The sequence below is a fragment of the Specibacter sp. NPDC078709 genome (assembly GCF_040686795.1).
Classification (GTDB): Bacteria; Actinomycetota; Actinomycetes; order Actinomycetales; family Micrococcaceae; genus Specibacter.
On record NZ_JBFBLU010000016.1, the window covers coordinates 14,093 to 36,350 of the forward strand.

The following is a 22,258-nucleotide window of genomic DNA, read 5'->3' on the forward strand; positions in this document are numbered from 1 at the left end:
CAGTCAGATTCACAACTCCTTCATAAGCAGCCGGCAGCGACGCCGGCACCACGAAAGGTTTACTATGACGCTGGAAATTCTTGAAGCCCCGGTCTTCTTGCAAGACAGGCTCGACCATTGGGCCAGACACAATCCGGATGAAATAGCAGTGACATTCGGAGACAGAAGTTTCACCTGGTCCCAATGGCAGCAGCGGATCCACCAACTCACCGACGCCCTGCACCGAGCCGGCATCACGCGCGGGGACCGGATCCTCACTTTCGAGCTGAACCACCTGGCCATTGTGGAGTTGACCTTCGGCGCGGCCGCACTGGGCGCCGGCACCGTGGTGGGCAACTTCCGCCTGGCACCGAACCAGCTCGCCTACATCCTCGAGGATTCCGCCCCCAAGATCGTCTTCTACGGCGCCGACCTTAAAGCAGTCGTGAAGGCAGCCGGCGCAGAAAGCCCGCTCCCGCGCACGGTGGAAATTGGCGGGGACCACGACGAATACGAACCGTTCCTCAACACAGGCCAAGCACAAGCCGCCGAGTCAGCGGCAGGAGGGGCCGCCGTCGTACGTGAAAAGCCGGACCCGGATGACACCGTTCTCGTCATGTATACCTCGGGCACCACGGGTCGGCCGAAGGGTGTGGAGCTGACCCACCGCAGTATCAACGTGCACAGCGAAGTGTCCAACAAGGGGTTCCAGATGGGGCCCGGCGACGTGAGCATGGTGGGCATGCCGATGTTCCATGTGGGCGGCTCGTGCTACTTTCAGGTTGGGATATACGCGGGCGCCAAGACCATTTACCTGCGCGATCCGGCCGGGCCGTCCATGATGAAAGCCATTGCCGACGGTGCCACGCACGCCTTCCTGGTGCCCGCCGTCATCCAAGCCGTGCTCGCGGCGGGACCTGCGGCCGCAGCCGCCGTGGCACCGCTGAAGAAGATTGCCTACGGCGCCTCGCCCATGCCGCTACCGCTGCTGGAGAAGACCCTCAACGCGTGGCCCAACACCGAGCTGGCGCACGTCTTTGGCATGACGGAGATGTCTGGGATCGGCACCATGCTCCAGGACTCCGACCACCGGCATCCACCGCGGCCAGAGGTGCTCCAATCCGTGGGGCGTGCGCTGCCAGGACTGGAAATTCGGATCGCGGACCCCGTCACCCATGAGGTGCTCCCCACCGGAACCAACGGCGAGATCCAGGTTCGCGGGGCGCAAAACATGAAGGGCTACCTGAACAAGGCGGAGGCCACGGCGGCGGCGTTCACGGCCGACGGTTTCCTGTGTTCGGGCGACATTGGGCACCTCGATGAGGACGGTTACCTGTTTATGGTGGACCGGCTCAAGGACATGATCATCTCCGGCGGCGAGAACATTTACAGCCCCGAGGTGGAGAACGTGCTCATGGCCGTTCCCGGCGTGGCGGAGGGGATCGTCATCGGCGTCCCGGACCCCAAATGGGTGGAGACGGTCAAGGCTGTCGTGGTCCGGGAGGAGGGCAGTACGGTGGAGGAAGCGGCCATCATCGCCTTCTGCCGCGAGCGACTGGCTCACTACCAGTGCCCCACCTCGGTGGATTTTGTGGCGGAACTGCCGCGCAATGCGACAGGGAAAATCTTGAAGCGCGAGCTGCGCGAACCGTATTGGAGGGGTCATGAGCGAAACATCTAAGGACTTGGGAAGCGCCGGCTTGGGAAGCACGACGGCGGACGGCGGCTTGGGTGCCACCGGCACCTCGGTGCCGTCCCCGGCTGGGGAGACGACCGGTCAGCGGGGCGCGGAGCCGGGATCGCTGGCGGGCAAGACGATCCTGATGTCGGGTGGTTCGCGCGGTATCGGCTTGGCCATCGCCGAGCGGGCGGCGCGAGACGGCGCCAATGTGGTGATCATTGCCAAGACCGACGCGCCGGATCCTCGACTTGAGGGCACCATCCACACCGCGGCCGCCGCGATCGAGGCTGCCGGCGGGAAGGTCCTTGCCGTGGTGGGTGACGTCCGCGACGACGAAACGATCGCCTCCGCCGTGGCCCAGGCTGTGGCCACCTTTGGCGGAATCGACATCGTGGTGAACAACGCGTCCGTCATCTCCTTGGACGGCACTTTGAAGGTGTCCCAGAAACGTTACGACCTGATGCAGGACGTCAACGTGCGCGGCACCTTCATGTTGTCTAAGGCTGCGCTGCCTCATCTGTTGGAGGCGGAGAATCCGCACATCCTCACGCTCAGCCCGCCGCTGAATTTCGGCCCCAAGTGGCTCGGTGCCAACCCGGCATACACCCTGGCGAAGTACGGCATGACGCTGAACGCGTTGGGGTTTGCGGCGGAGTTTGCGAAGCAGGGGGTGGCCTCCAATGCGCTGTGGCCGCGAACCACGATCGCCACGGCCGCGGTGGCGAACATCCTGGGCGGGGACGAGATGATCCGGCGCTCCCGCACCCCCGCCATCATGGCCGACGCAGCCCACGCCATCCTCACCACATCCAGTCGGGAGCTGACGGGCCAGGCCATCATCGACGAGGACCTGCTCCGGTCCCGCGGCATGCAGGACTTCAGCGGCTACGCCGTGGATCCGTCCGCGGAGCTGATGATCGACCTCTACGTGGACCCGTAGCTTCCAATCGCTCGCTCACATACGGGGGTGTTTCCCGGGACGTTCGCTCAGCAGCGGGGGAGTTGCGGCTGGCGCTCTCGCACTGCCCCTCGGGAAGTGCGAGAGCAGCGGCCGACCAAGCGGAACCGGCGGCTCCAATCCCAGTAGACCGCACCTCACAACCGACTGCCGAGCAATGGAATGTGCCCGACCGTACTTGATCAGCTTCTGGAAACGGCGCCATCGAATACCGGAATGTGGGGAGCAATCTCCGGATCATGTCGGAGTCGCTGGATGCATTCCTTCAGGCGGACTCATTGGCGCGACGCGACGCTGCGGATGAACTGGGCCAAGCCGGCCAAGGAATGGAATTGGGCTGAGGTGAGCGAGCGTTGGGCAATAATGCCCCGTATGTGAGCGAGCGTCGGGCAATAATGCCCCGTATGTGAGCGAGCGTTGGGGGTGGGAAGTTAGATGGCGGGGATGGCTTCTTCCACCACGACCGTCAGTGTACTGGCCAGCAGGGCGTGCACCTGCGGCCGCGTCAGCGTCTTGCGCAGCAGCCATTCGCGGGCGCCACTGCGGGCCAGCTGCGCATAGACACGGAACATGGCCCGGATTTGCTCGCGCCCGTCGCTTCGCCCGGACAGGCCGCACGCCTCAATCAACAGCTCAATGGAATCATTTTCGGCAGCGATCAGAATCTGTTCCAGGTCGGGATCGCGCCCGATGCTGCCGCCAAAACTCAGCCAGGTGGCCCCGGATTTCTCCAATGAATCCAGAAACCAGTCAACGGCCATACCGATCCGCTCCTGCAAGGTCCCCTCGGGCAGCGCCGCCACCGCCACTGCCGACACCGTGGAACTGACCTTGACCACCTCCAGGTACAGCTCGCGTTTGTTGCCGAAGTAGTGGTTGATCAGCCCGCGCGCCACCCCTGCGGCGGCCGCAATGTCGGTCGCGGACACCTCTTCGTATGCCCGCTCATTGAACAAGCGCTGGGCACATTTAAAGATCTGTTGGCGCCGTTCGTCAGGGTTGAGCCGCTGCCGGATGGGGGTTGGGTTGTCGGGTGTCACGGTGTTGAGTCTGTTTCTATGGGGTCAGGACTGAGCCAGGGGAGCCACTGCGGAATGCCGTCAGGCACCGTGAGAGGGAAGTTCGGCGGGCGTTTTTCCAGGAACGATTTCACGCCTTCCACCGTGTCGGCGTGGCCCGACAACCCGGCGATCAGCTGCGAATCCAAGGCATGGACCGGGATGGGGGAATCGAGCCCGCTGAGCCGGTTCAACATTTGCTTAATGACAGCGGTGGACACCTCCGAGGTGTTGGCGATGATGTCCTGTGCCAGCTCGTAGGCGGCCTCCAGCACGTTCTCGGGCTCGTGCACCGAGGTGACGAGTCCGGCGTCGAGCGCTTCCTGCGCACCAAAAAGCCTGCCGGTCAGCATCCAGTCGGCGGCCCTGGACGCGCCCACAAGACGCGGCAGGTACCAGACCGAGGCGCCCTCGGGGAAGATCCCGCGGCGGCTGAAGGGGAAGGAAATGCGGGAGTCGGTGGACGCCAGTCGGAAGTCACAGGAAAGCGTGATGGTCATGCCGCCGCCCACCGAGACCCCTCGCAGGGCCGCGATGACGGGCTTGTTCATGCCGAAGATGGTTTTGGAGCAGCGCCCGGCCGGCTCCTGCCAATCACTGGCGGCATCGGTCATGGTCATGTCGAAGCCGCCGCCGCTGAGATCCGCACCCACGGAGAAGTCCTTGCCAGCGCAGGTGAACACCACAACCTGGACGGCAGGATCGGCGTCGGCGGCCAGGAAAGCGTGCTCGAGCTCGTGCGCCATGGTGAGCGTGTAGCCGTTGCGGGCTTCGGGGCGATTGAGGGAAACCGTCGCGATGCGCTCGGCCACCGTGTAGCTGATGGCGGTGTACGGTGTGGAGATTTCAGCGGTCATGGTCATCGCTTTCAGGACTGGAAAGTAAAGACTTGCGTCAGCTATTGACACGGTGTCAATAGTCCTGCACTATTGGCGGTATGTCAACAACTCAGTTAACTTCGGCATGGATCGATGAAGATCTGCTCGACGTAAAGTCCCTGTTGCACGATTTTTTTGTCAAGGAGGTTGCCCCGCTCGAGAAGAAATTCAAGGAGCAGGGCTTCCCGGACAAGGAACTGTATGCCCGCGCCGGTGAACTTGGCCTGTGCGGCATGTCCATTCCGGAGGAGTATGGGGGCGGGGGCGGCACCTTTGCCAACCTGGCCCTGTTGCTGCAGGAGCAGACCAGTGCCGGGGCTGACAGCTTGGGCTTTGCCGTCAGCGAGGGCATCGTGGCCCACTACCTGCTGGCCTACGCCTCCGAGGAGCAAAAGCTGCGCTGGCTGCCCAAGCTGTGCAGCGGTGAATGGGTGGGCGCCATCGCCATGACCGAGCCCGGCACCGGATCCGACCTGCAAGCCATCACCACCCGTGCCGTGCGCGACGGCGACGACTACTTGGTCAGCGGTTCCAAAATCTTCATCTCCAACGGCCAGCTCGCCGAGCTGGTGGTCATCGCCGTCAAGACCGACACCGCCAAGGGCGCCAAGGGCATCTCGCTGCTCGTGGCGGAGATCGACGGCGGGATCCCCGGCTTCCAGCGCGGCCGCAACCTGGACAAGATTGGCCTGAAGGGCCAGGACACCTCGGAACTGTTCTTTGACAACATGCGCGTCCCCGCTGCAAACATCCTCGGCGGGGAGGAGGGTAAGGGCTTCTACCAGCTCATGAACCAGCTGCCGCAGGAACGGCTCATCACCGCCATCCTCGCCCAGGCCATGAGTGAGGCCGCCCTGGAGGCAACGCTGGAGTACACCAAGACCCGGGAAGCCTTCGGCAAGCCGCTGTTCGAACTGCAGAACACCCGCTTCGAACTGGCCGAGTGCGCCACGATCGCCCGGGTCAACCGGGTGTTCCTGGACGACTGCATCACCCGGCACGTCAACGGCGATCTCGATGCGGCAACAGCCTCCATGGCCAAATACTGGATCACCGACCGGACGGCGGAGGTCATCGACCGCTGCCAGCAGCTCTTCGGCGGCTACGGCTACATGATGGAGTACCCCATTGCCGGCATGTACGCCGACAACCGGGTGCTGCGCGTGCTGGCCGGGGCCAATGAGGTCATGAAGGAACTCATCGCCCGCTCGCTTTGAGCGCACCGCTGCACCAACTACAGGCCCCTCCACCAACTACAGACAGCTCTTAACCGTCCCGCCCGCACCGCTGCGGCCCGGGATGACAATGGAAGGAATCACGTGAGCGAACAAGCAATACCGGAAGCATTTGTCTATGACGCCATCCGCACCCCGCGCGGGCGCGGCAAGAAGGGGTCGCTGCACGGCACCAAGCCGATTGATCTGGTGGTGGGCCTGATCCAGGCCCTGCGCAAGCGCAACCCGGGCCTTGACGAAACGCTCATCGACGACTTGATCCTCGGCGTCGTCTCGCCGGTGGGCGACCAGGGCGCCGTGATCGCCCGTACCGCCGTCATCGCCGCCGGCCTTCCGGACACGGTGGGCGGCGTGCAGCTCAACCGCTTCTGCGCCTCGGGCCTGGAAGCCGTCAACGTCGCCGCCCAGAAGGTGCGCTCTGGCTGGGACCAGCTCATCATCGCCGGCGGCGTGGAGTCCATGTCGCGTGTGCCCATTGGGTCCGACGGCGGCGCCTGGGCCATGGACCCGGCCACCAACTATGATTCCTACTTTGTGCCGCAGGGCGTCGGTGCCGACCTCATCGCCACGATGGAGGGCTTCAGCCGCGTGGACGTCGACGCCTACGCTGTGCGCTCGCAGCGCCTCGCCGCACAGGCCTGGAAGGAGGGCCGCTTCGCCAAGTCCGTCATCCCTGTGAAGGATCAGAACGGGCTCGTCGTCCTGGACCATGACGAGCACATGCGCCCCGAATCCACGCCCGAGTCGCAGGCCGGGTTGCGTCCCGCCTTCGCCGTCATGGGCGAGGCTGGCGGCTTTGATGCCGTCGCGCTGCAAAAATTCCATGCCGTGGAAAAGATTGACCATGTCCACACCGCCGCCAACTCCTCGGGAATTGTCGACGGCGCCGCTCTGGTTTTGGTGGGCAGCGCCGCCGTGGGCGAACAGCTGGGACTGAAACCGCGAGCCAGGATCGTGGCCACGGCCACCTCGGGCGCCGACCCCACCATCATGCTCACCGGCCCCACCCCAGCCACCGAAAAGCTGCTCAAGACCGCGGGGCTGAGCGTTGCAGACATTGATCTCTTTGAAATCAACGAGGCCTTCGCCTCCGTGGTCCTGAAATACCAAAAGGACCTCGGTATTCCGGACGAAAAGCTCAACGTCAACGGCGGCGCCATCGCCATGGGCCACCCGCTCGGCGCCACCGGCGCCATGATCCTGGGCACCGTGCTGGACGAGCTGGAACGCACCGACAAGCGCAGGGCCGTAGTGACCCTGTGCATCGGCGGCGGCATGGGCGTGGCAACTTTGATCGAGAGGGTCTAGTAACGATGAGTGAGGCAACAGTGCAGGAAAGCAACAACACCATCCGCTGGGACCAGGACGGAGACGGCGTCGTCATCCTGACCATGGATGACCCGAACCAGTCGGCCAACACCATGAATAGCGATTACATTGCCTCCATGCAGGCCGTGGTGGAGCGTCTCGCGGCAGAGAAGGAGAGAATCTCCGGCGTCGTACTGACGTCTGCGAAGAAGACCTTCTTTGCCGGCGGTGACCTCAAGGACCTTGTCACCGCCACCCCGAAGGATGCGCAGCGGATCTTTGAGCTGGGCCAAAAGATCAAGGCCCAGCTGCGCACACTGGAAACGCTCGGCAAGCCCGTGGTCGCCGCCATCAACGGCGCGGCACTGGGCGGCGGGCTGGAAATTGCCCTCGCCACCCACCACCGGATCGCCGCCGACACCCGTGGCTCGGTCATCGGACTGCCCGAGGTCACCCTGGGCCTGCTGCCCGGAGGCGGCGGCATTGTCCGCACCGTGCGGCTGATGGGCATCGCCGACGCCACCATGAAGGTGCTGCTGCAGGGCCAAAAGTACAAGCCCCGCAAGGCCCTTGAAATGGGCCTGGTGCACGAGGTTGTGGACACAGTGGAGGAACTGCTCCCGGCCGCCAAAGCGTGGATCGCAGCGAACCCGGAGGCCATCCAGCCTTGGGATGTGCCCAAATACCGGATCCCCGGCGGCACCCCCAGCACCCCCGCATTGGCAGCAAACCTGCCGGCGTTCCCCGCGAATCTGCGCAAGCAGCTCAAGGGCGCCAACTACCCGGCCCCGCGCGCCATCCTGGCCGCCGCCGTCGAAAGCACCCAGGTCGACTTCGACACGGCGCTGGAGATTGAGTCGCGCTACTTCGTGGAACTCGTGACCGGCCCGGTCTCGACGAACATGATCAAGGCCTTCTTCTTCGACATGGGCCACATCAGCGCCGGAGGCAGCCGCCCGGCCGGGTTTGAGAAGTACACGGCCAAGAAGGTTGCCGTGCTCGGCGCCGGCATGATGGGCGCGGGCATCGCCTATGTGTGCGCCCGCGGTGGCATGGACGTGGTCCTGAAGGACGTCTCACTCGAGGCGGCCGAACACGGCAAGAGCTACTCCAAGGCACTGACCGACAAGGCTGTGGCGCGCGGGCAGCAAACGCAGGAGGCGGCAGACGCGCTGCTGGCCAAGATCACCCCCACCGCAGACGCGGCGGATGTGGCCGGCTCCGACCTGGTCATTGAGGCCGTCTTTGAAAACGTGGAGGTGAAGCAGGCGGCGTTCGCCGAAATCCAGGACCTCCTCGGCCCGGATGCCGTGCTCGGCTCCAACACCTCCACACTGCCCATCACCACCCTGGCCGAGGGCGTGCGGAGCCAGGAGAACTTCATCGGCCTGCACTTCTTCTCGCCCGTGGACAAGATGCCGTTGCTGGAAATCATCGCCGGAAAAAACACCTCCGATGCCACGCTGGCCAAGGCCTTCGACATCGCCCAGCAGATCCGCAAGACACCCATTGTTGTCAACGATTCCCGCGGCTTCTTCACCTCCCGCGTGATCGGCACGTTCATGAACGAGGCGATTGCCATGCTCGGCGAGGGCATTGCGGCCCCGTCCATCGAGCAGGCCGGGCTGCAGGCCGGCTATCCCGCGGCCCCGCTGCAGTTGGCGGACGAGCTGAGCCTGACCCTCATGTCCAAAATCCAGAAAGAGACCCAGGCCGGTCTGGAGGCTGAAAACGGCGTGCAAAAGTACCAGGACCACGCTGCCTACCCCATTGTGGACCGGATGATCGAGGCGTTCTCCCGCAAGGGCAAACTCGCTGGCGCCGGCTTCTACAACTACGCCGACGGCCACCGCACAGGGCTCTGGGAAGGCTTGAAGGAGAACTACGGCGGCACCGCGGAGATCCCGTTCGAGGACATGGTGGAGCGCATGCTCTTCGCCGAATCCCTCGAGACCGTCAAATGCTTGGACGAGGGCGTGCTGCGCAGTGTGGAGGATGCCAACATCGGTTCAATCATGGGGATCGGCTTCCCGGCGTGGACCGGCGGCGTGCTCCAGTACATCAACGGGTACGACGGCGGACCGGCAGCTTTCGTGGCCCGCTCCCGTGAGCTTGCGGCCAAGTATGGCGATCACTTCCTGCCGCCTGCCTCACTGGTGGCTAAGGTCGAGAAGGGCGAAACGTACTAAATGAGCGCTGTTACTGCGGCCGGGCCCGCCTTCACCCACGCTTGGACGGCATTCACTGTTGCGCAGGCACCCACCCCGGAGGTCGCCGTCGTACATTTGGTGGGGCCCAGCCGCGGCAACATGATGGGGCTGGCCTTTTGGGCCGAATTGCCTCAGGTGTTCGCGGCACTGGATGTTGATGACAGCGTGCGGTCTGTGGTGCTCGCCGGTGCCGGAAACCATTTCAGCACCGGTCTGGATGTGCAGGAGGTGTTGGGCGGCTGGCTGGACAGTTTCACCGCCGACTCCCCGGCACAAGCAGCACCGCGCACCGAATTCTTGGCCACGGTGGGACGGCTGCAGGCGGGCATCACCGCCGTGGCAGCGTGCCGCAAACCCGTCATTGCCGCCGTACAAGGCTGGTGTATTGGCGGCGGGGTGGACCTGATTGCAGCAGCCGATGTCCGGCTGGCCTCAGCGGATGCCAAGTTCAGTGTCCGGGAGGCACGGCTGGCGATCGTGGCCGACGTCGGAAGTCTCCAGCGCCTGCGCGGCATCATCGGTGAGGGCCAGCTGCGCGAACTGGCCCTGACCGGCAAGGACATTTCGGCGGCGCGGGCGCAGAAGATCGGCCTGGTCAATGACGTGTACCCCGACACCGAGCAGCTCATGGCGGCGGCGCTGGAAATGGCGGGGGAGATGGCCGCGAATTCTCCGCTAGCAGTGGCAGGCACCAAGTCCGTGCTCAACGAGGACCGGGAAGAGCAAGTGGCCCGCGGGCTGCGGCATGTAGCGCTATGGAACTCTGCGTTCCTCCACAGCGAGGACCTGTTGGAGGCCGTCGCGGCCATGCAGGATCGCCGCCCGGGCGTGTTTACCGGCAAATAGATGCCCACGAGTCAGTGGGAAATTCTGTACTAAAAGTCTGTACTAAAAGTCAGCGTCGATTTTTTACCAAGGAGCTTTTCATGTACCTCACCCAAGGACTGCACCGTTCGCTGCAGGCAACCCCGAACGCCACCGCCACGATCTACAAGGACCGGGTGCGAACCTTTACCGAGCATGCGGACCGGATCGCCCGCTTTGCCAGCGCCCTGCAATCGCTGGGGGTGCAAGCTGGGGACAGGGTCGCCATGCTGTCCATGAACTCGGACCGTTTCGCCGAATACCTGCTGGCGGTGCCGTGGGCCGGGGCTGCCGTGAATCCCGTGAATATCCGGTGGAGCCCGGCAGAGATCGCCTACTCCATGACGGATTCGGACACGCACGTGCTCCTCATTGATGACGCTTTTGTGCCCATGGCGCCGTTGCTGCGGGAGAAGGCGCCGGGCTTGACCACCCTGATCCACTGCGGTGACGGGCCTACCCCGGAGGGCATGCTCTCCTACGAGGAACTCGTGGCGGCCAGCGATCCGGTGGAAGACGTCTACCGCAGCGGCGACGACCTTGCCGGGGTCTATTACACCGGCGGCACCACAGGTTTTCCCAAGGGCGTCATGCTCAGCCACACCAACTTTGTCACCTCCGGGTTGGGTGCGGTGGCCACGGGCGAACTCCTTAAAGCAGGTGCCACATTGCTCCATGCCGCACCCATGTTCCATCTGGCCGACCTCGCCGCCTGGTCTGGAATGACCATTTTGGGCGGCACCCACGTCATGGTGCCCTTCTTCGAACCGACCAGCGTATTCAAAGCGATTCAGGAGCACAAACCCACCGACGTGCTGCTGGTTCCCACCATGATCCAGATCCTCGTGGACCACCCCGACGCCGGCAATTACGATCTGTCCTCCTTGGAACGCATACTCTACGGTGGGTCTTCCATCTCTGAAGGGGTCCTACACAGGACGCAGGAGCGCTTCCCAGGCGTGCGCCTGACCCAGGCCTATGGGCAGACCGAGGCGGCACCCATCGTTACCATGTTGCTACCGGATGACCACGTGGGCGATCGGATGCGATCCGGTGGCCGGGCAGCCCCGCATTCTCAGGTGGCCATCTTGGATATTGACGGCAAGGAAGTGCCAAGAGGTGACGTCGGCGAGGTTTGTGCCAAGGGTGCCCACATCATGCAGGGCTATTGGAACAACCCGGAGCAGAGCGCGCAGGCCTTGCGCGGCGGCTGGCTGCACACCGGCGATCTGGCCTATATGGACGCGGAGGGCTTTGTCTATGTGGTGGACAGGATCAAGGACATGATCATCACCGGCGGCGAGAACGTGTATTCGGCTGAGGTGGAGAACGCCCTGAGTAAGCACCCTGAGGTGGCGTCCTCGGCTGTCATCGGCGTTCCGGATGAGAAGTATGGCGAACGCGTGCACGCCGTCGTGGTTCTGGCAACTGGGAGCACAACCAGCGCCGAGGACCTGACCGCGCACTGCAAGGAACTCATTGCGAGCTACAAGGTGCCGCGCAGCTTCGAGTTCCTCGCTGCGCTGCCCATGTCCGGTGCGGGCAAAATTCTCAAGCGCGATCTGCGTGAGAGCTACGCCGCGGCGCAGGAACAGGGGTAGCCCATGACTGGTCCGTTGCAGGGTTTGAAGGTGGTGGAACTATCCGCCATGGGGCCGGCCCCGCATGCTGCCATGATGTTGGCGGACATGGGTGCTGCGGTGGTGCGGGTGGTTGGGCCCGCGCCTCCCGTTGGCGGGTACGACGTCGGCACTCACCTGCAGCGCGGCCGCACCACCGTCCGGGCGAACCTGAAGGACCCTGCGGATCTCGCCGGGGTACTTGCGCTGGTGGCAGAGGCTGATGTGTTTTTGGAGGGCTTCCGGCCCGGGGCCACCGAACGGCTGGGGCTGGGGCCTCGCGAATGCCTCGCTCTGAATCCGCGTCTGGTGTATGGGCGGATGACGGGTTGGGGGCAGAACGGTCCCATGGCTCAGCAGGCCGGGCACGACATCAACTACATTGCGCTGACCGGGGCCCTGCACGCTATGGGTCCGGCCGCAGCACCTGTGCCACCCCTGAATTTGGTGGGGGATTTTGGTGGCGGTTCCATGTTTGTGCTGACCGGAATCTTGGCAGCCCTGTGGGAACGCGAGCGTTCGGGATGCGGGCAGGTGGTGGATGCCGCCATGGTGGACGGCGTCAGCGTGCTCTCCCAGATCATCCTGGAATTACGCTCCGTGAACATGTGGAGCGATACCCGGGCCGCGAACCTGCTCGATGGTGCCGCCCCGTTCTACCGGACGTATGAATGCGCCGACGGCGGCCATGTTGCCGTCGGTGCCATCGAGCCGCAGTTTTACGCCCTTCTTCTGGAGGGGTTGGGCCTGTCCGCCGCAGGGCTGCCGGACCGGGACAATCCGCGCCAGTGGCCAGCTCTTGCGGATGTATTCTCTGCTGCCTTTGCGGTCCGGAGCCGGGATGAGTGGGCGCAAACCTTCGACGGCGTCGACGCTTGCGTGACGCCCGTGCTCACGTACGCAGAGGCTGCCGAGAACACCCATTTGAGCGCTCGCGGCACCTTCTCGGGTACGGGTCGGCAGATAGCTGCCGCGCCGGCGCCCCGCTTTTCTCGGACGGCGTCTGAGGCCAGAGAGCCCGTGGGCGATATTGATTTTGCAAGCATTCTGAGCTCTTGGAGGACATCGTGATCACCGTAACGGCCCCGGCACAGTTCCAGGCCTGGCAGGCCAAAGTCATGCCGCCTGTCGAGGAGATTCGTCCCGGCGTCTGGTCCATTCCAGTGCCCTTCATTGGTAACCCGATGCGCTACACACTGTCCTATCTGTTGGTGGGAAATGGGGAGGCTGCTCTGGTGGATCCGGGGTGGGACTCAGCTGAGGGGTGGGAGTCTCTCACTGCGGGGCTGGCTGCTGCGGGCGTCGCACCCCAACAGATTACGGCCATCGTTGTCACACACTTTCATCCGGACCATTTAGGTATGGCGGCACGCCTTCGGGAAGCATCGGGTGCCCCGGTGGCGTTGGGGGAGCACGAGCCGTTGCCTGCGCAGTGGCGTGGCGAACCGGCCCGCTTTGTCGTCGAAGACCGAGAACAGTTTGCAGCTTGGGGTGTGCCTGCCGAGTTCCTCGACGAGGTCAGTTTCCAAACTGAGACGTGGGCTCAGATGACCATGGTTGCGGAGCCGCAAATCCGGCTAGTCGACGGCGAGCTGCTACCGGTTGCAGGGATCACGGTGCGGGTGTTGTCAACGCCCGGGCACACACCCGGCCATATCTGCTTGGTGGATGAGGCGAACCAGCTCATTCTCACCGGGGACCACGTACTGCCACGCATCACCCCGCACGTTTCCTTGGAAGCTCAAGGACAGCTGAACCCGTTGGGTGACTATTTCAACTCATTGGAAATCATGGGTGCCGGCGCCGATATGGAAGTGCTGCCGGCTCATGAATACCGATTCTTGGGGCTGATGGACCGCGTGGCAGAGCTGACGGAGCACACTCTGGAACGCTCCCGGGAGGTCATCGCGGTGCTGGACTCCGGTGCTGCAGCAAACGTGTGGGAGGTGTCCAAGGAGTTGACCTGGTCGCGCGGCTTCGAGTCCCTGCGCGGGTTCACGCTGCGCCTGGCGCTCGCAGAAACAGCCAGTCATTTGGTGTATCTGCAGAAGCAAGGCCGGGAGGTGGGCATCGAAGTCAGCCGCGGCACCCCCACCCCGGCCCGCCCGTGACAGATCCCTGACGCCGCACCACCTTCCGGCGTGTTTTCCCTGACGCCGCACCACCTTCATTGCCGGGTGGCGGTGCCGACGCTGCCGGTTACGGGAGCGTTTGGCGCCAAGGGCCGGAAGGTGGTGCGGCGTCGGAAGGAAAGGGCCGGAAAGTGGTGCGGCGTCTAGAGGGGGTCGGGGTATGGGAGGGGGTCGATGAAGTCCCCGGAGTCGCGGCGGAAGCGGGCCAGGATGGCCGTCATAGTCCGCAGATCGGCGGCGGGGATGCCAGGTGATGCGAACACATCAGCATTCAGGACCGTGGTGGCTTCCTCCACCAGCACCCGTCCTGCCTCGGTCAGCACCACCAGGGTGGCACGTCCGTCGGTGGGGTGGGCCTCGCGGTGCACAAGCGCATCGCGCTCCAGCCGGTCAACAACGCTCGTCACGGACGTGGGATGCACCTGCAGGCGCGCGCTGGCACTGGCCATCGGCAGGGCGCCGTCGCGCGTGAAGGACAGCAACCGCAGCAGTTCCAGCCGGGCGTAGGACAATCCCAGCGGCTTTAAAACGGCGTCGACCCGGCTGTACATGAGTTGGTGGGCTCGCATGACCGAGGAGAACGCGGCCATGGCATCGGCGGCATCGGCCCAGCCGTGGGCAATCCACTGGCGTTTGGCCTCGGCAATGGGATCCATGGGCAGCGGGGTGGCCACGGCACGTCCTTTCTCAACGGGGATGGAAAGCAGCTGAAACAACAATTTACTTGGGATCCCTAGTAAATACTAGTACTACCTAGTATTCTTCCAATGAGACCGACAACACAAAGGCTGAAGGGGCAATCAATGAAGATCGCAGTTTTGATAAAACAGGTGCCTGACACGGCGGAGGAGCGCACGCTCGTACCGGCCACCGGATGGCTGGATCGCGATGCCGCGGACAACCTCGTCGACGAGATCAATGAGCGCGCCCTCGAGGTGGCCCTGCGTGTGAAGGACGCCGACAAATCCACCGAAATCGTTGTGCTCTCCATGGGGCCCGATGAAACCACCAAGGCCCTTCGCAAGGCACTGTCCATGGGTGCAGATTCCGGCATTCACGTGCTCGACGGCGGATTGGCCGGCTCGGATGCGGCCCGCACCGCCGCGGTGCTCGCCGCGGCGCTCCGCAGCACCAACGCCGACGTGATTGTGGCAGGCAATGAGTCAACGGACGGCCGCGGCGGCGTGGTTCCGGCCATGATCGCCGAACAGCTGGGACTGCCGCTGGTAGGCGGGCTCAACGCCGTCGAACTTGGCAATGGCACTGTCAGTGGCGAGCGCTCGGGGGACAGCGGATCGCTGCAGGTCACCGCGCAGTTGCCCGCAGTGGTTACCGTGACGGAGCGGACCGCCGAGGCGCGTTTCCCCAACTTCAAGGGCATCCTAACGGCCAAGCGCAAGCCCGTCACCACCCTCAGCGTCGCCGATCTTGACGTGGCAGCAACCCCGGCCCACGCCGTCGTGCTCTCCCATAGCGAGCGCCCCGCCCGCGAGGCTGGCCGCAAGATTGAAGACGATGGCACGGCCGGCACGCAGTTGGCCGGCTACCTCATTGAAAACCGCTTGGTCTAGGAAGGCAACACCATGGCAAATATTCTGACTCTCATTGAATTGACCCACGCAGGTGCGGTTGCCGCCTCCGCCAAGGGCCTGCTGGCAGCGGCCGCCTCCCTCGGCACGCCCGTGGCCGTTGTTGCCAGCGAAAAAGAGCTGAGCCCCGAAGCAATAGTGCAGCTGGGCCAGGCCGGCGCCGCCGTGATCCACCTCGGCGTCAGTGACCGGGCCGCTTCGGTGCTGACAGGACCGGCCGTGGAAGCCCTGGAAGCCGCCGTTGCTGCCTACGCACCGGCCGCCGTTCTGGTGTCCAACTCTGCGGATGGCCGCGAGGTTGCCGCCCGGCTTTCCGTCAGGGTCGGCGGTGCCATGCTCAACGACGCCGTCTCAGTGCGCAGCGACGGTGACCGCATCGTGGCCGGGCACTCCATTTTTGGCGGCGCCTATGACGTGGAATCGGCGGTGGAGGGCGGCCTGCCGATCATCACGGTTCGCCAGGGCGCCATCGATGGTGCTGCTCCTGAAGCCGGAGACGCAAGCCGCGGCGCCGTCGAAGTTGTCACATCAGCCCTGCCCGGCACGGTTCCCAGCGCACAGGTGAGCGCCGTCAATGACGCCCCGGCCACCGCCAGCCGCCCGGAACTGCGCACCGCCAAGACGGTAGTCTCCGGCGGACGCGGCCTGGGCTCCAAAGATAACTTTGTCCTGGTGGAGCAGTTGGCGGATGCGCTCGGGGCGGCCATCGGAGCCTCCCGTGCCGCCGTCGATGCCGGCTACGTTGACCAGCATGCGCAGGTGGGCCAGACAGGTGTGAGCGTCTCCCCGCAGCTGTACATTGCGCTGGGCATTTCCGGGGCCATCCAGCACCGCGCCGGGATGCAGACCGCCAAGACCATCGTGGCCATCAACAAGGACGGCGATTCGCCCATCTTTGAGGTAGCCGACTTCGGGATCGTGGGCGATGTATTCACCGTTGTACCGCAGCTGATTGAAGCCCTCGCCGCCCGCGAAGGCTAGCCGCCCCGGGAGTACCCCTGACCAGTGCCCCGGACTATTGCGGCGCCGCCACTGCTCCATAGAAGGGGCGGCGCCGCAGTGCGTGGCGGTCCATGACGGACAATGGATGGAAACGCACCCAAAACTGCTACAAATAAATGCTACAAATAGTAACTGTTGCAAAGCGGTGCCGACACCGCCCGGCTGCTTCCACTGGGAGCATGTGAAAGAGGATTCAAGACCATGTCGACCCCCAAGAATAAGCAGGCCGCCAGCGTCTCCGAGCGTTGGAAAACACTGGGCCTGTGGACAAAAATCGGCGTGTCCGCAGCCGGATTAATCATACTGTTCGCTATCGCCGTTTTGGCAGCCCGCTGGCTGACCGGCCTTGATGGCGTCAAGGACTTCATGGAGACCTACCCGGGCCACTCCGAATTGCCCGCCAGCGCACCCGTGGGGCTCCCGGCTTGGTTGGGATGGCAGCACTTCATCAACATGTTTTTGATTCTGCTCATCATCCGCTCAGGCTGGCAAGTTCGCACCACCAAACGCCCGGCCGCGCACTGGATCCGCAACAACAAGGGCGTCATCAAGACCAAGAACGCCCCCACAAAGATCAGCCTTGACCTCTGGTTCCACCTGAGCCTGGATGCCCTCTGGGTACTCAACGGCGTCATCTTCATCGTGGCCCTGTTCTTCACCGGCCAATGGATGCGCATCGTCCCCACCAGCTGGGATGTGTTCCCCAACGCCATCTCGGCCGGCCTGCAGTACCTCTCGCTCGACTGGCCCACCGACAACGGCTGGGTGAACTACAACGGCTTGCAGCTGCTGACCTACTTCATCACGGTCTTCATCGCGGCCCCGCTGGCCATCGCCACCGGCCTGCGTATGTCCGGCGCCTGGCCCAAGAACGCCACCACGCTGAACAAGATCTACCCCATCACCGCCGCCCGCGCACTGCACTTCCCGGTCATGCTCTACTTCGTTCTGTTCATCATTGTGCACGTCACCTTGGTCCTGGCCACCGGCGCCCTGCGCAACCTCAACCACATCTACACCTCCTCCGACGTGGTCAACTGGTGGGGCTTCGGCATCTTCGCCGGCTCCCTGGTGGTCATGGCCGGCGCCTGGTTCCTGGCCCAGCCCCTCTTCCTTCGCCCCGTCGCATCCCTGATGGGCAAGGTCACCAAATAAAGTACGACGCCGGACACCTCACCTCAGGTATCTGGTCCCACGGCGGCTCCACATCCTAGGGACCGCCAGCTAACCACCCATACCGCAAGGACGCGGTAGAAGGAGGCACCCCGTGAATGAGCAGACTGCCGAACAACAGGCCGTGGTGGAGATGGTGCGCGATTTCGCGGCCACTGCCATGGCTCCCCATACGGCCGCGTGGGACGAGGAAAAACACTTCCCCGTCGATGTGCTGGCCGAAGCCGGAGCTCTGGGTATGGGAGGCATCTATGTGGGGGAGGAGTATGGCGGATCCGGGCTGAGCCGGGTGGATGCCTTACTGATCTTTGAAGAGCTGGCCGCCGTGGACCCCACCATCGCCGCCTATATCTCCATCCACAACATGGTGGCCTGGATGATTGACGCCTTCGGTAATCAAGAACAGCGCGCCGCCTGGTTGCCGGGTATCACGGCCATGACCGAGCTGACCAGCTACTGCCTTTCTGAACCCGGCGTGGGCTCAGATGCAGCAGCCATCACTACCCGGGCCGTGCGCGACGGCGATCATTACATCCTCAACGGCACCAAACAGTTCATTTCCGGCGCCGGCTCCTCCGCCTGGTATTTGGTGATGGTCCGAACGGCCGACAAAGGCGCAAGGGGGATCACCGCCGTCGTGGTTCCGGCGGATGCTAAGGGCCTCAGTTTCGGTGCGAATGAGAAGAAAATGGGCTGGCGGGCCCAACCCACACGCCAAGTAGTTTTCCAGGATGTGCGCATCCCGGTCGGGAACCGGCTCGGCGAAGAAGGGGACGGTTTCGGCATCGCCATGAAGGGCCTCAACGGCGGGCGCGTAAACATCGGCGCCTGCTCACTGGGCGGCGGACGGGCCGCCTTGGAGCAGTCCATCGCGTACTTGAAAGAGCGTCAGGCATTCGGTGGCCCGCTCATTGAAAAGCAGCACCTGCTCTTTGAAATAGCGCAGATGGACACCGATCTGGAGCTCTCGCGGACCATGCTGGTCCGTGCCGCACAAGCGCTCGACGCCGGCGCCCCCGACACCGTGAAGCTGTGTGCCATGGCCAAACTCGTCGCCACTGACGCGGGATTTCAGGTGGCCAACCAGGCCCTGCAACTGCACGGCGGCTACGGCTATCTCAGCGAGTACGGACTGGAAAAACTGGTCCGGGACCTGCGCGTGCACCAAATTCTTGAAGGCAGCAATGAAATCATGCGTTTGATCATTGGCCGTCTGGCCGTGGAGCGCTGAACCGTGGAGGATACAAACATGGAGCACAACGACGTTCTCGTCGAGCGCACCGGCCAGCTGGGACACCTGATCCTGAACCGGCCAGCGGCTATGAACGCACTGAACCACGGGATGATCACCGCGGTGGCGGGCGCCCTGGATGAGTGGGAAAACGACCCTGCCGTCTCAACCGTTCTCATCTCCGGCGCGGGGGAGCGGGGATTATGCGCGGGCGGGGACATTGTCTCGATCTACCACGATGCCCGCAGCGGCGGTGATTCCAGCGAGACGTTCTGGCGCGATGAATACCATCTCAACGCCCGGATCAAGCGCTATCCCAAACCCATTGTCACGCTGATGGACGGGGTGGTTTTGGGCGGCGGCGTGGGGATTTCCGCACACGCCTCGCATCGGATCGTGACCGAACGCTCCCGGATCGGCATGCCGGAAACTGGCATTGGATTCGTCCCGGACGTGGGCGGCACCTGGCTGCTGGCACACGCTCCCGGGGAGTTGGGCGTCCACGCGGCACTGACCGGCGCCATGTTCAGCGGGGCCGACGCCATCGCCATGGGACTGGCCGGCCACTACGTCGATTCCGCCGTCCTGCCCACGCTGGTAGCCGAGCTGGCGCAGCGTGAGGCAAGTGCCGTCGTTGGACGTTATGGGCAGGTTCCGCCGGAATCCGCGTTGGCCCGGCAGAGGTGGTGGATTGATGAGGCGTATGCCCCGGACGACGCCGGGACCATCCTTGAGCGGTTGGCTTCCATGGGTGACCCCGCGGCTTCGGCGGCGGGGGAGACTATTGCGGGGAAGTCGCCCACGGCCGTGACAGTGACCTTGGCGGCGCTGCGGCGGGCGCGGCTGGCGGGCTCGCTGGAGGAGGCGCTGAATCAGGAATTCCGGGTCTCGCTGCGGGCGTTGCGCTGGCCTGATTTTGCCGAGGGTATCCGGGCGCAGTTGGTGGATAAGGATCGGAACCCAGCATGGCAGCCAGCAACGCTGTCCGAGGTTGGGAGCGCTGTGGTGGCAGGCGCGTTTGCCGATTTGGGGGCGCTGGAGTTGGGGCTGACGGCTCCGCACAAGAGTACGGCGGACAGCACTGCGTCTGAGAATACATCACCGGTAAACACTGCGAAAGGGATCTGACCATGAACCAGGGCAATGCGGGCCGCCAGGATGCTAGGGACGCTCGAGATACTGCAATTGCCTTCATAGGCCTCGGGCACATGGGCGGACCCATGGCCGCGAATCTGGTGTCGGCCGGATACTCCGTGACGGGCTTCGACGTGGTGCCGGCTGCGTTGGAAGCGGCCGCTGCGGCAGGTGTGGTGGTGGCCGAATCGTCGGCTGCGGCCGCGCTGGGAGCCGATGTCATCATCACGATGCTGCCAGCCGGAAAGCATGTTTTTGCCGCGTTTGAGGGCGATGGACCTGGCGGAGGTTTGCTGGCTGCAGCCAAGCCGGGGGCCTTGTTCTTGGAGTGTTCCACCATTTCGGTGGAGGATGCCCGCACGGCCCACGAGATGGTGGTTGCCGGTGGCCACCGCGGCTTGGATGCTCCCGTGTCCGGCGGAGTGATGGGCGCCGAAGCTGGGACTCTGACGTTCATGGTGGGTGGCTCCGAGGATGACTTTGTCGCGGCAGCTTCCATTTTTGAGGTGATGGGGCGGAGGATCGTGCACTGCGGCGGACCGGGCGCCGGACAGGCTGCCAAGGTCTGCAACAACATGATTCTGGGCGTCTCCATGATCGCCGTCAGCGAGGCCTTCGTCCTGGGTGAAAAACTGGGACTGACGCATCAGGCATTGTACGATGTGGCCGCCAACGCCTCAGGACAATGCTGGGCATTGACCACCAACTGTCCGGTGCCTGGACCCGTACCCACCAGCCCCGCCAACCGTGACTACGTTCCCGGATTCGCCGGAGCACTGATGGCCAAGGACCTGGGGCTGGCGGTCGAGGCGCTCAATGCCACCGGTGTCGATGCTGTGCTGGGCCGCTCTGCAGAGGAAATCTACCGCGAGTTTGCCCTCGATGGAGGTGCAGGGACGGACTTTTCCGGGATCATCAACAGCATCAGAGCAGCCTCAGACCACCCTGTAACCGACTAGAACTTTTCATCAACCTTGAACCGAACGGAACTTGTTTTTATGACACAGCCTTCCCTTATCCTGACCGAACAACGCGGCCGCGTGGGCCTGATTACGCTCAATCGCCCTGAAGCACTCAACGCCTTGAGCGACGCAATGGGTTGGGAGATCCTCGCAGCGGCGCAGGCTTTTGACGCCGATGCAGGAATCGGCGCCATCGTCATCACCGGGTCCTCACGTGCCTTCGCTGCCGGGGCAGACATCAAAGAGATGGCTGAGAAGACCTCCGTGGACATGTACCTAAGCAATTGGTTCTCAGCATGGGATGAGCTGGCCCGGGTTCGCACGCCCATCATCGCTGCTGTGGCGGGCCACGCATTGGGCGGTGGCTGTGAGCTGGCCATGATTGCAGATTTCATCATTGCCGCCGACAACGCGAAATTCGGCCAGCCCGAAATCAAGCTTGGGGTCATCCCCGGTATGGGCGGCTCGCAGCGACTGACTCGCGCCATCGGCAAGGCCAAGGCCATGGAAATGGTGCTCACCGGCCGGGTCATGGGCGCCGTGGAAGCCGAGCAGGCCGGACTCGTGGCCCGCGTAGTACCCGTAGCTTCACTGTTGGAGGACGCCCTGGCCACGGCTGAGACCATCGCCTCGATGTCCAAGCCCGTGGCCATGATAGCCAAGGAGGCGGTTAATGCAGCCTTCGAGACCACCCTGGCTGAGGGCGTGCGGCATGAGCGGCGCGGCATTTACTCGTGTTTCGCCACGGAAGACCAAAAAGAGGGCATGGCAGCTTTCACCGAGAAGCGTGCAGCCAACTTCAAGCATCAATAAGAACGAGCACCACTAGGAACCCTTCTGGTCCCTGGGCGCCGCTCGAGTGTTCACTTAAGGCACGCTTTTTGGGTTTTTCGGGGCCCAAACGTACATGATGTGAACACTCGAGCAGCGAATAAGCGAAAAGGAGCCTCGGGAGCCTCAGGAGCCTCTCGAGTTGGTGATTCGGCCAAAGGCATGTACTGTTGAGGACGCAACGCGGGGTGGAGCAGTTCGGTAGCTCGCCGGGCTCATAACCCGGAGGTCACAGGTTCAAATCCTGTCCCCGCAACAGATGAGGAAAACCCTCGACCACACGGTCGGGGGTTTTTCGTGTATGCCCAGTGGAAATCGGGGGTTAGCGGCCAGAATGTGTGTATGAAAAGTGGCTTTCGGCCAGTAATCATATGGGATGCAGGGCCCTGTACATGCTTTGAAAGCATGTATGGT

19 protein-coding genes and 1 tRNA gene are annotated in these 22,258 nt (G+C 63.7%); 17 read left to right on the plus strand and 3 right to left on the minus strand.

Translation table 11 applies throughout. The features are described from left to right. The first annotated feature begins 64 nt into the window (after positions 1 to 64). Both AB0P14_RS17555 and AB0P14_RS17560 read left to right on the plus strand, forming a co-directional pair. Entirely contained in the window at positions 65 to 1,660 is a 1,596-nt protein-coding gene (locus AB0P14_RS17555; protein ID WP_363845337.1) for a long-chain-fatty-acid--CoA ligase, read from the plus strand. Next, positions 1,644 to 2,600: an NAD(P)-dependent oxidoreductase gene (locus AB0P14_RS17560; protein WP_363845340.1), complete on the plus strand. Its 957-nt coding sequence runs from the start codon at positions 1,644 to 1,646 to the stop codon at positions 2,598 to 2,600. The genes AB0P14_RS17555 and AB0P14_RS17560 overlap by 17 nt, the downstream gene beginning before the upstream one ends. A gap of 449 nt (positions 2,601 to 3,049) precedes the next feature. Here AB0P14_RS17560 and AB0P14_RS17565 read toward each other — a convergent pair whose 3' ends face one another. Both AB0P14_RS17565 and AB0P14_RS17570 read right to left on the minus strand, forming a co-directional pair. Next, complete coding sequence (locus AB0P14_RS17565; RefSeq protein WP_363845343.1) at positions 3,050 to 3,658, minus strand: TetR/AcrR family transcriptional regulator; 609 nt, start codon at positions 3,656 to 3,658, stop codon at positions 3,050 to 3,052. Next, positions 3,655 to 4,533 (minus strand): enoyl-CoA hydratase-related protein, encoded by an 879-nt coding sequence (locus AB0P14_RS17570; protein ID WP_363845345.1) that lies wholly within the window; start codon positions 4,531 to 4,533, stop codon positions 3,655 to 3,657. The genes AB0P14_RS17565 and AB0P14_RS17570 overlap by 4 nt, the downstream gene beginning before the upstream one ends. Positions 4,534 to 4,613: 80 nt before the next feature. Here AB0P14_RS17570 and AB0P14_RS17575 point away from each other — a divergent pair, with 80 nt between their 5' ends. The 7 genes from AB0P14_RS17575 (at position 4,614) to AB0P14_RS17605 (ending at position 13,901) form a co-directional block, all read left to right on the plus strand. After that, positions 4,614 to 5,771 (plus strand): acyl-CoA dehydrogenase family protein, encoded by a 1,158-nt coding sequence (locus AB0P14_RS17575; protein WP_363845348.1) that lies wholly within the window; start codon positions 4,614 to 4,616, stop codon positions 5,769 to 5,771. A gap of 117 nt (positions 5,772 to 5,888) precedes the next feature. Next, a complete protein-coding gene (locus AB0P14_RS17580) occupies positions 5,889 to 7,097 on the plus strand; it encodes an acetyl-CoA C-acetyltransferase (protein WP_363845390.1) in 1,209 nt (402 codons plus the stop codon). Between the two features lie 5 nt (positions 7,098 to 7,102). Next, the gene (locus AB0P14_RS17585; protein ID WP_363845351.1) at positions 7,103 to 9,286 is read left to right on the plus strand and encodes a 3-hydroxyacyl-CoA dehydrogenase NAD-binding domain-containing protein; all 2,184 of its coding nucleotides are present in this window, start codon (positions 7,103 to 7,105) and stop codon (positions 9,284 to 9,286) included. Further along, positions 9,287 to 10,153, plus strand: coding sequence for a crotonase/enoyl-CoA hydratase family protein (locus AB0P14_RS17590; protein WP_363845355.1), 867 nt, complete (start codon positions 9,287 to 9,289; stop codon positions 10,151 to 10,153). A gap of 80 nt (positions 10,154 to 10,233) precedes the next feature. Continuing rightward, positions 10,234 to 11,772, plus strand: a complete 1,539-nt coding sequence (locus tag AB0P14_RS17595; protein WP_363845358.1) for a long-chain fatty acid--CoA ligase — start codon at positions 10,234 to 10,236, stop codon at positions 11,770 to 11,772. Positions 11,773 to 11,775: 3 nt separating this feature from the next. Continuing rightward, positions 11,776 to 12,861, plus strand: a complete 1,086-nt coding sequence (locus AB0P14_RS17600) for a CaiB/BaiF CoA-transferase family protein (protein WP_363845361.1) — start codon at positions 11,776 to 11,778, stop codon at positions 12,859 to 12,861. Next, positions 12,858 to 13,901, plus strand: a complete 1,044-nt coding sequence (locus AB0P14_RS17605) for an MBL fold metallo-hydrolase (protein ID WP_363845364.1) — start codon at positions 12,858 to 12,860, stop codon at positions 13,899 to 13,901. Before AB0P14_RS17600 ends, AB0P14_RS17605 begins: the two co-directional genes overlap by 4 nt. A 164-nt stretch (positions 13,902 to 14,065) precedes the next feature. Here the strand turns inward: AB0P14_RS17605 and AB0P14_RS17610 are convergent, their stop codons facing one another. Next, positions 14,066 to 14,596 carry a MarR family transcriptional regulator gene (locus tag AB0P14_RS17610; protein ID WP_363845367.1) on the minus strand — a complete coding sequence of 177 codons (531 nt, stop codon included), beginning with the start codon at positions 14,594 to 14,596 and terminating at the stop codon, positions 14,066 to 14,068. A gap of 129 nt (positions 14,597 to 14,725) precedes the next feature. Here AB0P14_RS17610 and AB0P14_RS17615 point away from each other — a divergent pair, with 129 nt between their 5' ends. From AB0P14_RS17615 to AB0P14_RS17650, 8 genes are all read left to right on the plus strand, one after another. Next, the gene (locus tag AB0P14_RS17615) at positions 14,726 to 15,493 is read left to right on the plus strand and encodes an electron transfer flavoprotein subunit beta/FixA family protein (protein ID WP_363845370.1); all 768 of its coding nucleotides are present in this window, start codon (positions 14,726 to 14,728) and stop codon (positions 15,491 to 15,493) included. 12 nt (positions 15,494 to 15,505) lie between these two features. Next, positions 15,506 to 16,492 carry an electron transfer flavoprotein subunit alpha/FixB family protein gene (locus AB0P14_RS17620; protein WP_363845373.1) on the plus strand — a complete coding sequence of 329 codons (987 nt, stop codon included), beginning with the start codon at positions 15,506 to 15,508 and terminating at the stop codon, positions 16,490 to 16,492. 222 nt (positions 16,493 to 16,714) lie between these two features. After that, positions 16,715 to 17,668, plus strand: coding sequence for a hypothetical protein (locus AB0P14_RS17625; protein ID WP_363845376.1), 954 nt, complete (start codon positions 16,715 to 16,717; stop codon positions 17,666 to 17,668). Positions 17,669 to 17,780: 112 nt separating this feature from the next. Further along, positions 17,781 to 18,917 (plus strand): acyl-CoA dehydrogenase family protein, encoded by a 1,137-nt coding sequence (locus AB0P14_RS17630; RefSeq protein WP_363845379.1) that lies wholly within the window; start codon positions 17,781 to 17,783, stop codon positions 18,915 to 18,917. Between the two features lie 18 nt (positions 18,918 to 18,935). Further along, positions 18,936 to 20,045 (plus strand): enoyl-CoA hydratase/isomerase family protein, encoded by a 1,110-nt coding sequence (locus tag AB0P14_RS17635; RefSeq protein WP_363845382.1) that lies wholly within the window; start codon positions 18,936 to 18,938, stop codon positions 20,043 to 20,045. Positions 20,046 to 20,047: 2 nt separating this feature from the next. Further along, positions 20,048 to 21,010, plus strand: coding sequence for a 3-hydroxyisobutyrate dehydrogenase (gene mmsB, locus AB0P14_RS17640; RefSeq protein ID WP_363845385.1), 963 nt, complete (start codon positions 20,048 to 20,050; stop codon positions 21,008 to 21,010). Between the two features lie 39 nt (positions 21,011 to 21,049). After that, positions 21,050 to 21,826: an enoyl-CoA hydratase gene (locus AB0P14_RS17645; protein WP_363845387.1), complete on the plus strand. Its 777-nt coding sequence runs from the start codon at positions 21,050 to 21,052 to the stop codon at positions 21,824 to 21,826. A gap of 200 nt (positions 21,827 to 22,026) precedes the next feature. Then, positions 22,027 to 22,100: transfer RNA gene (locus AB0P14_RS17650), tRNA-Met, on the plus strand. The last annotated feature ends 158 nt before the right edge of the window (positions 22,101 to 22,258 follow it).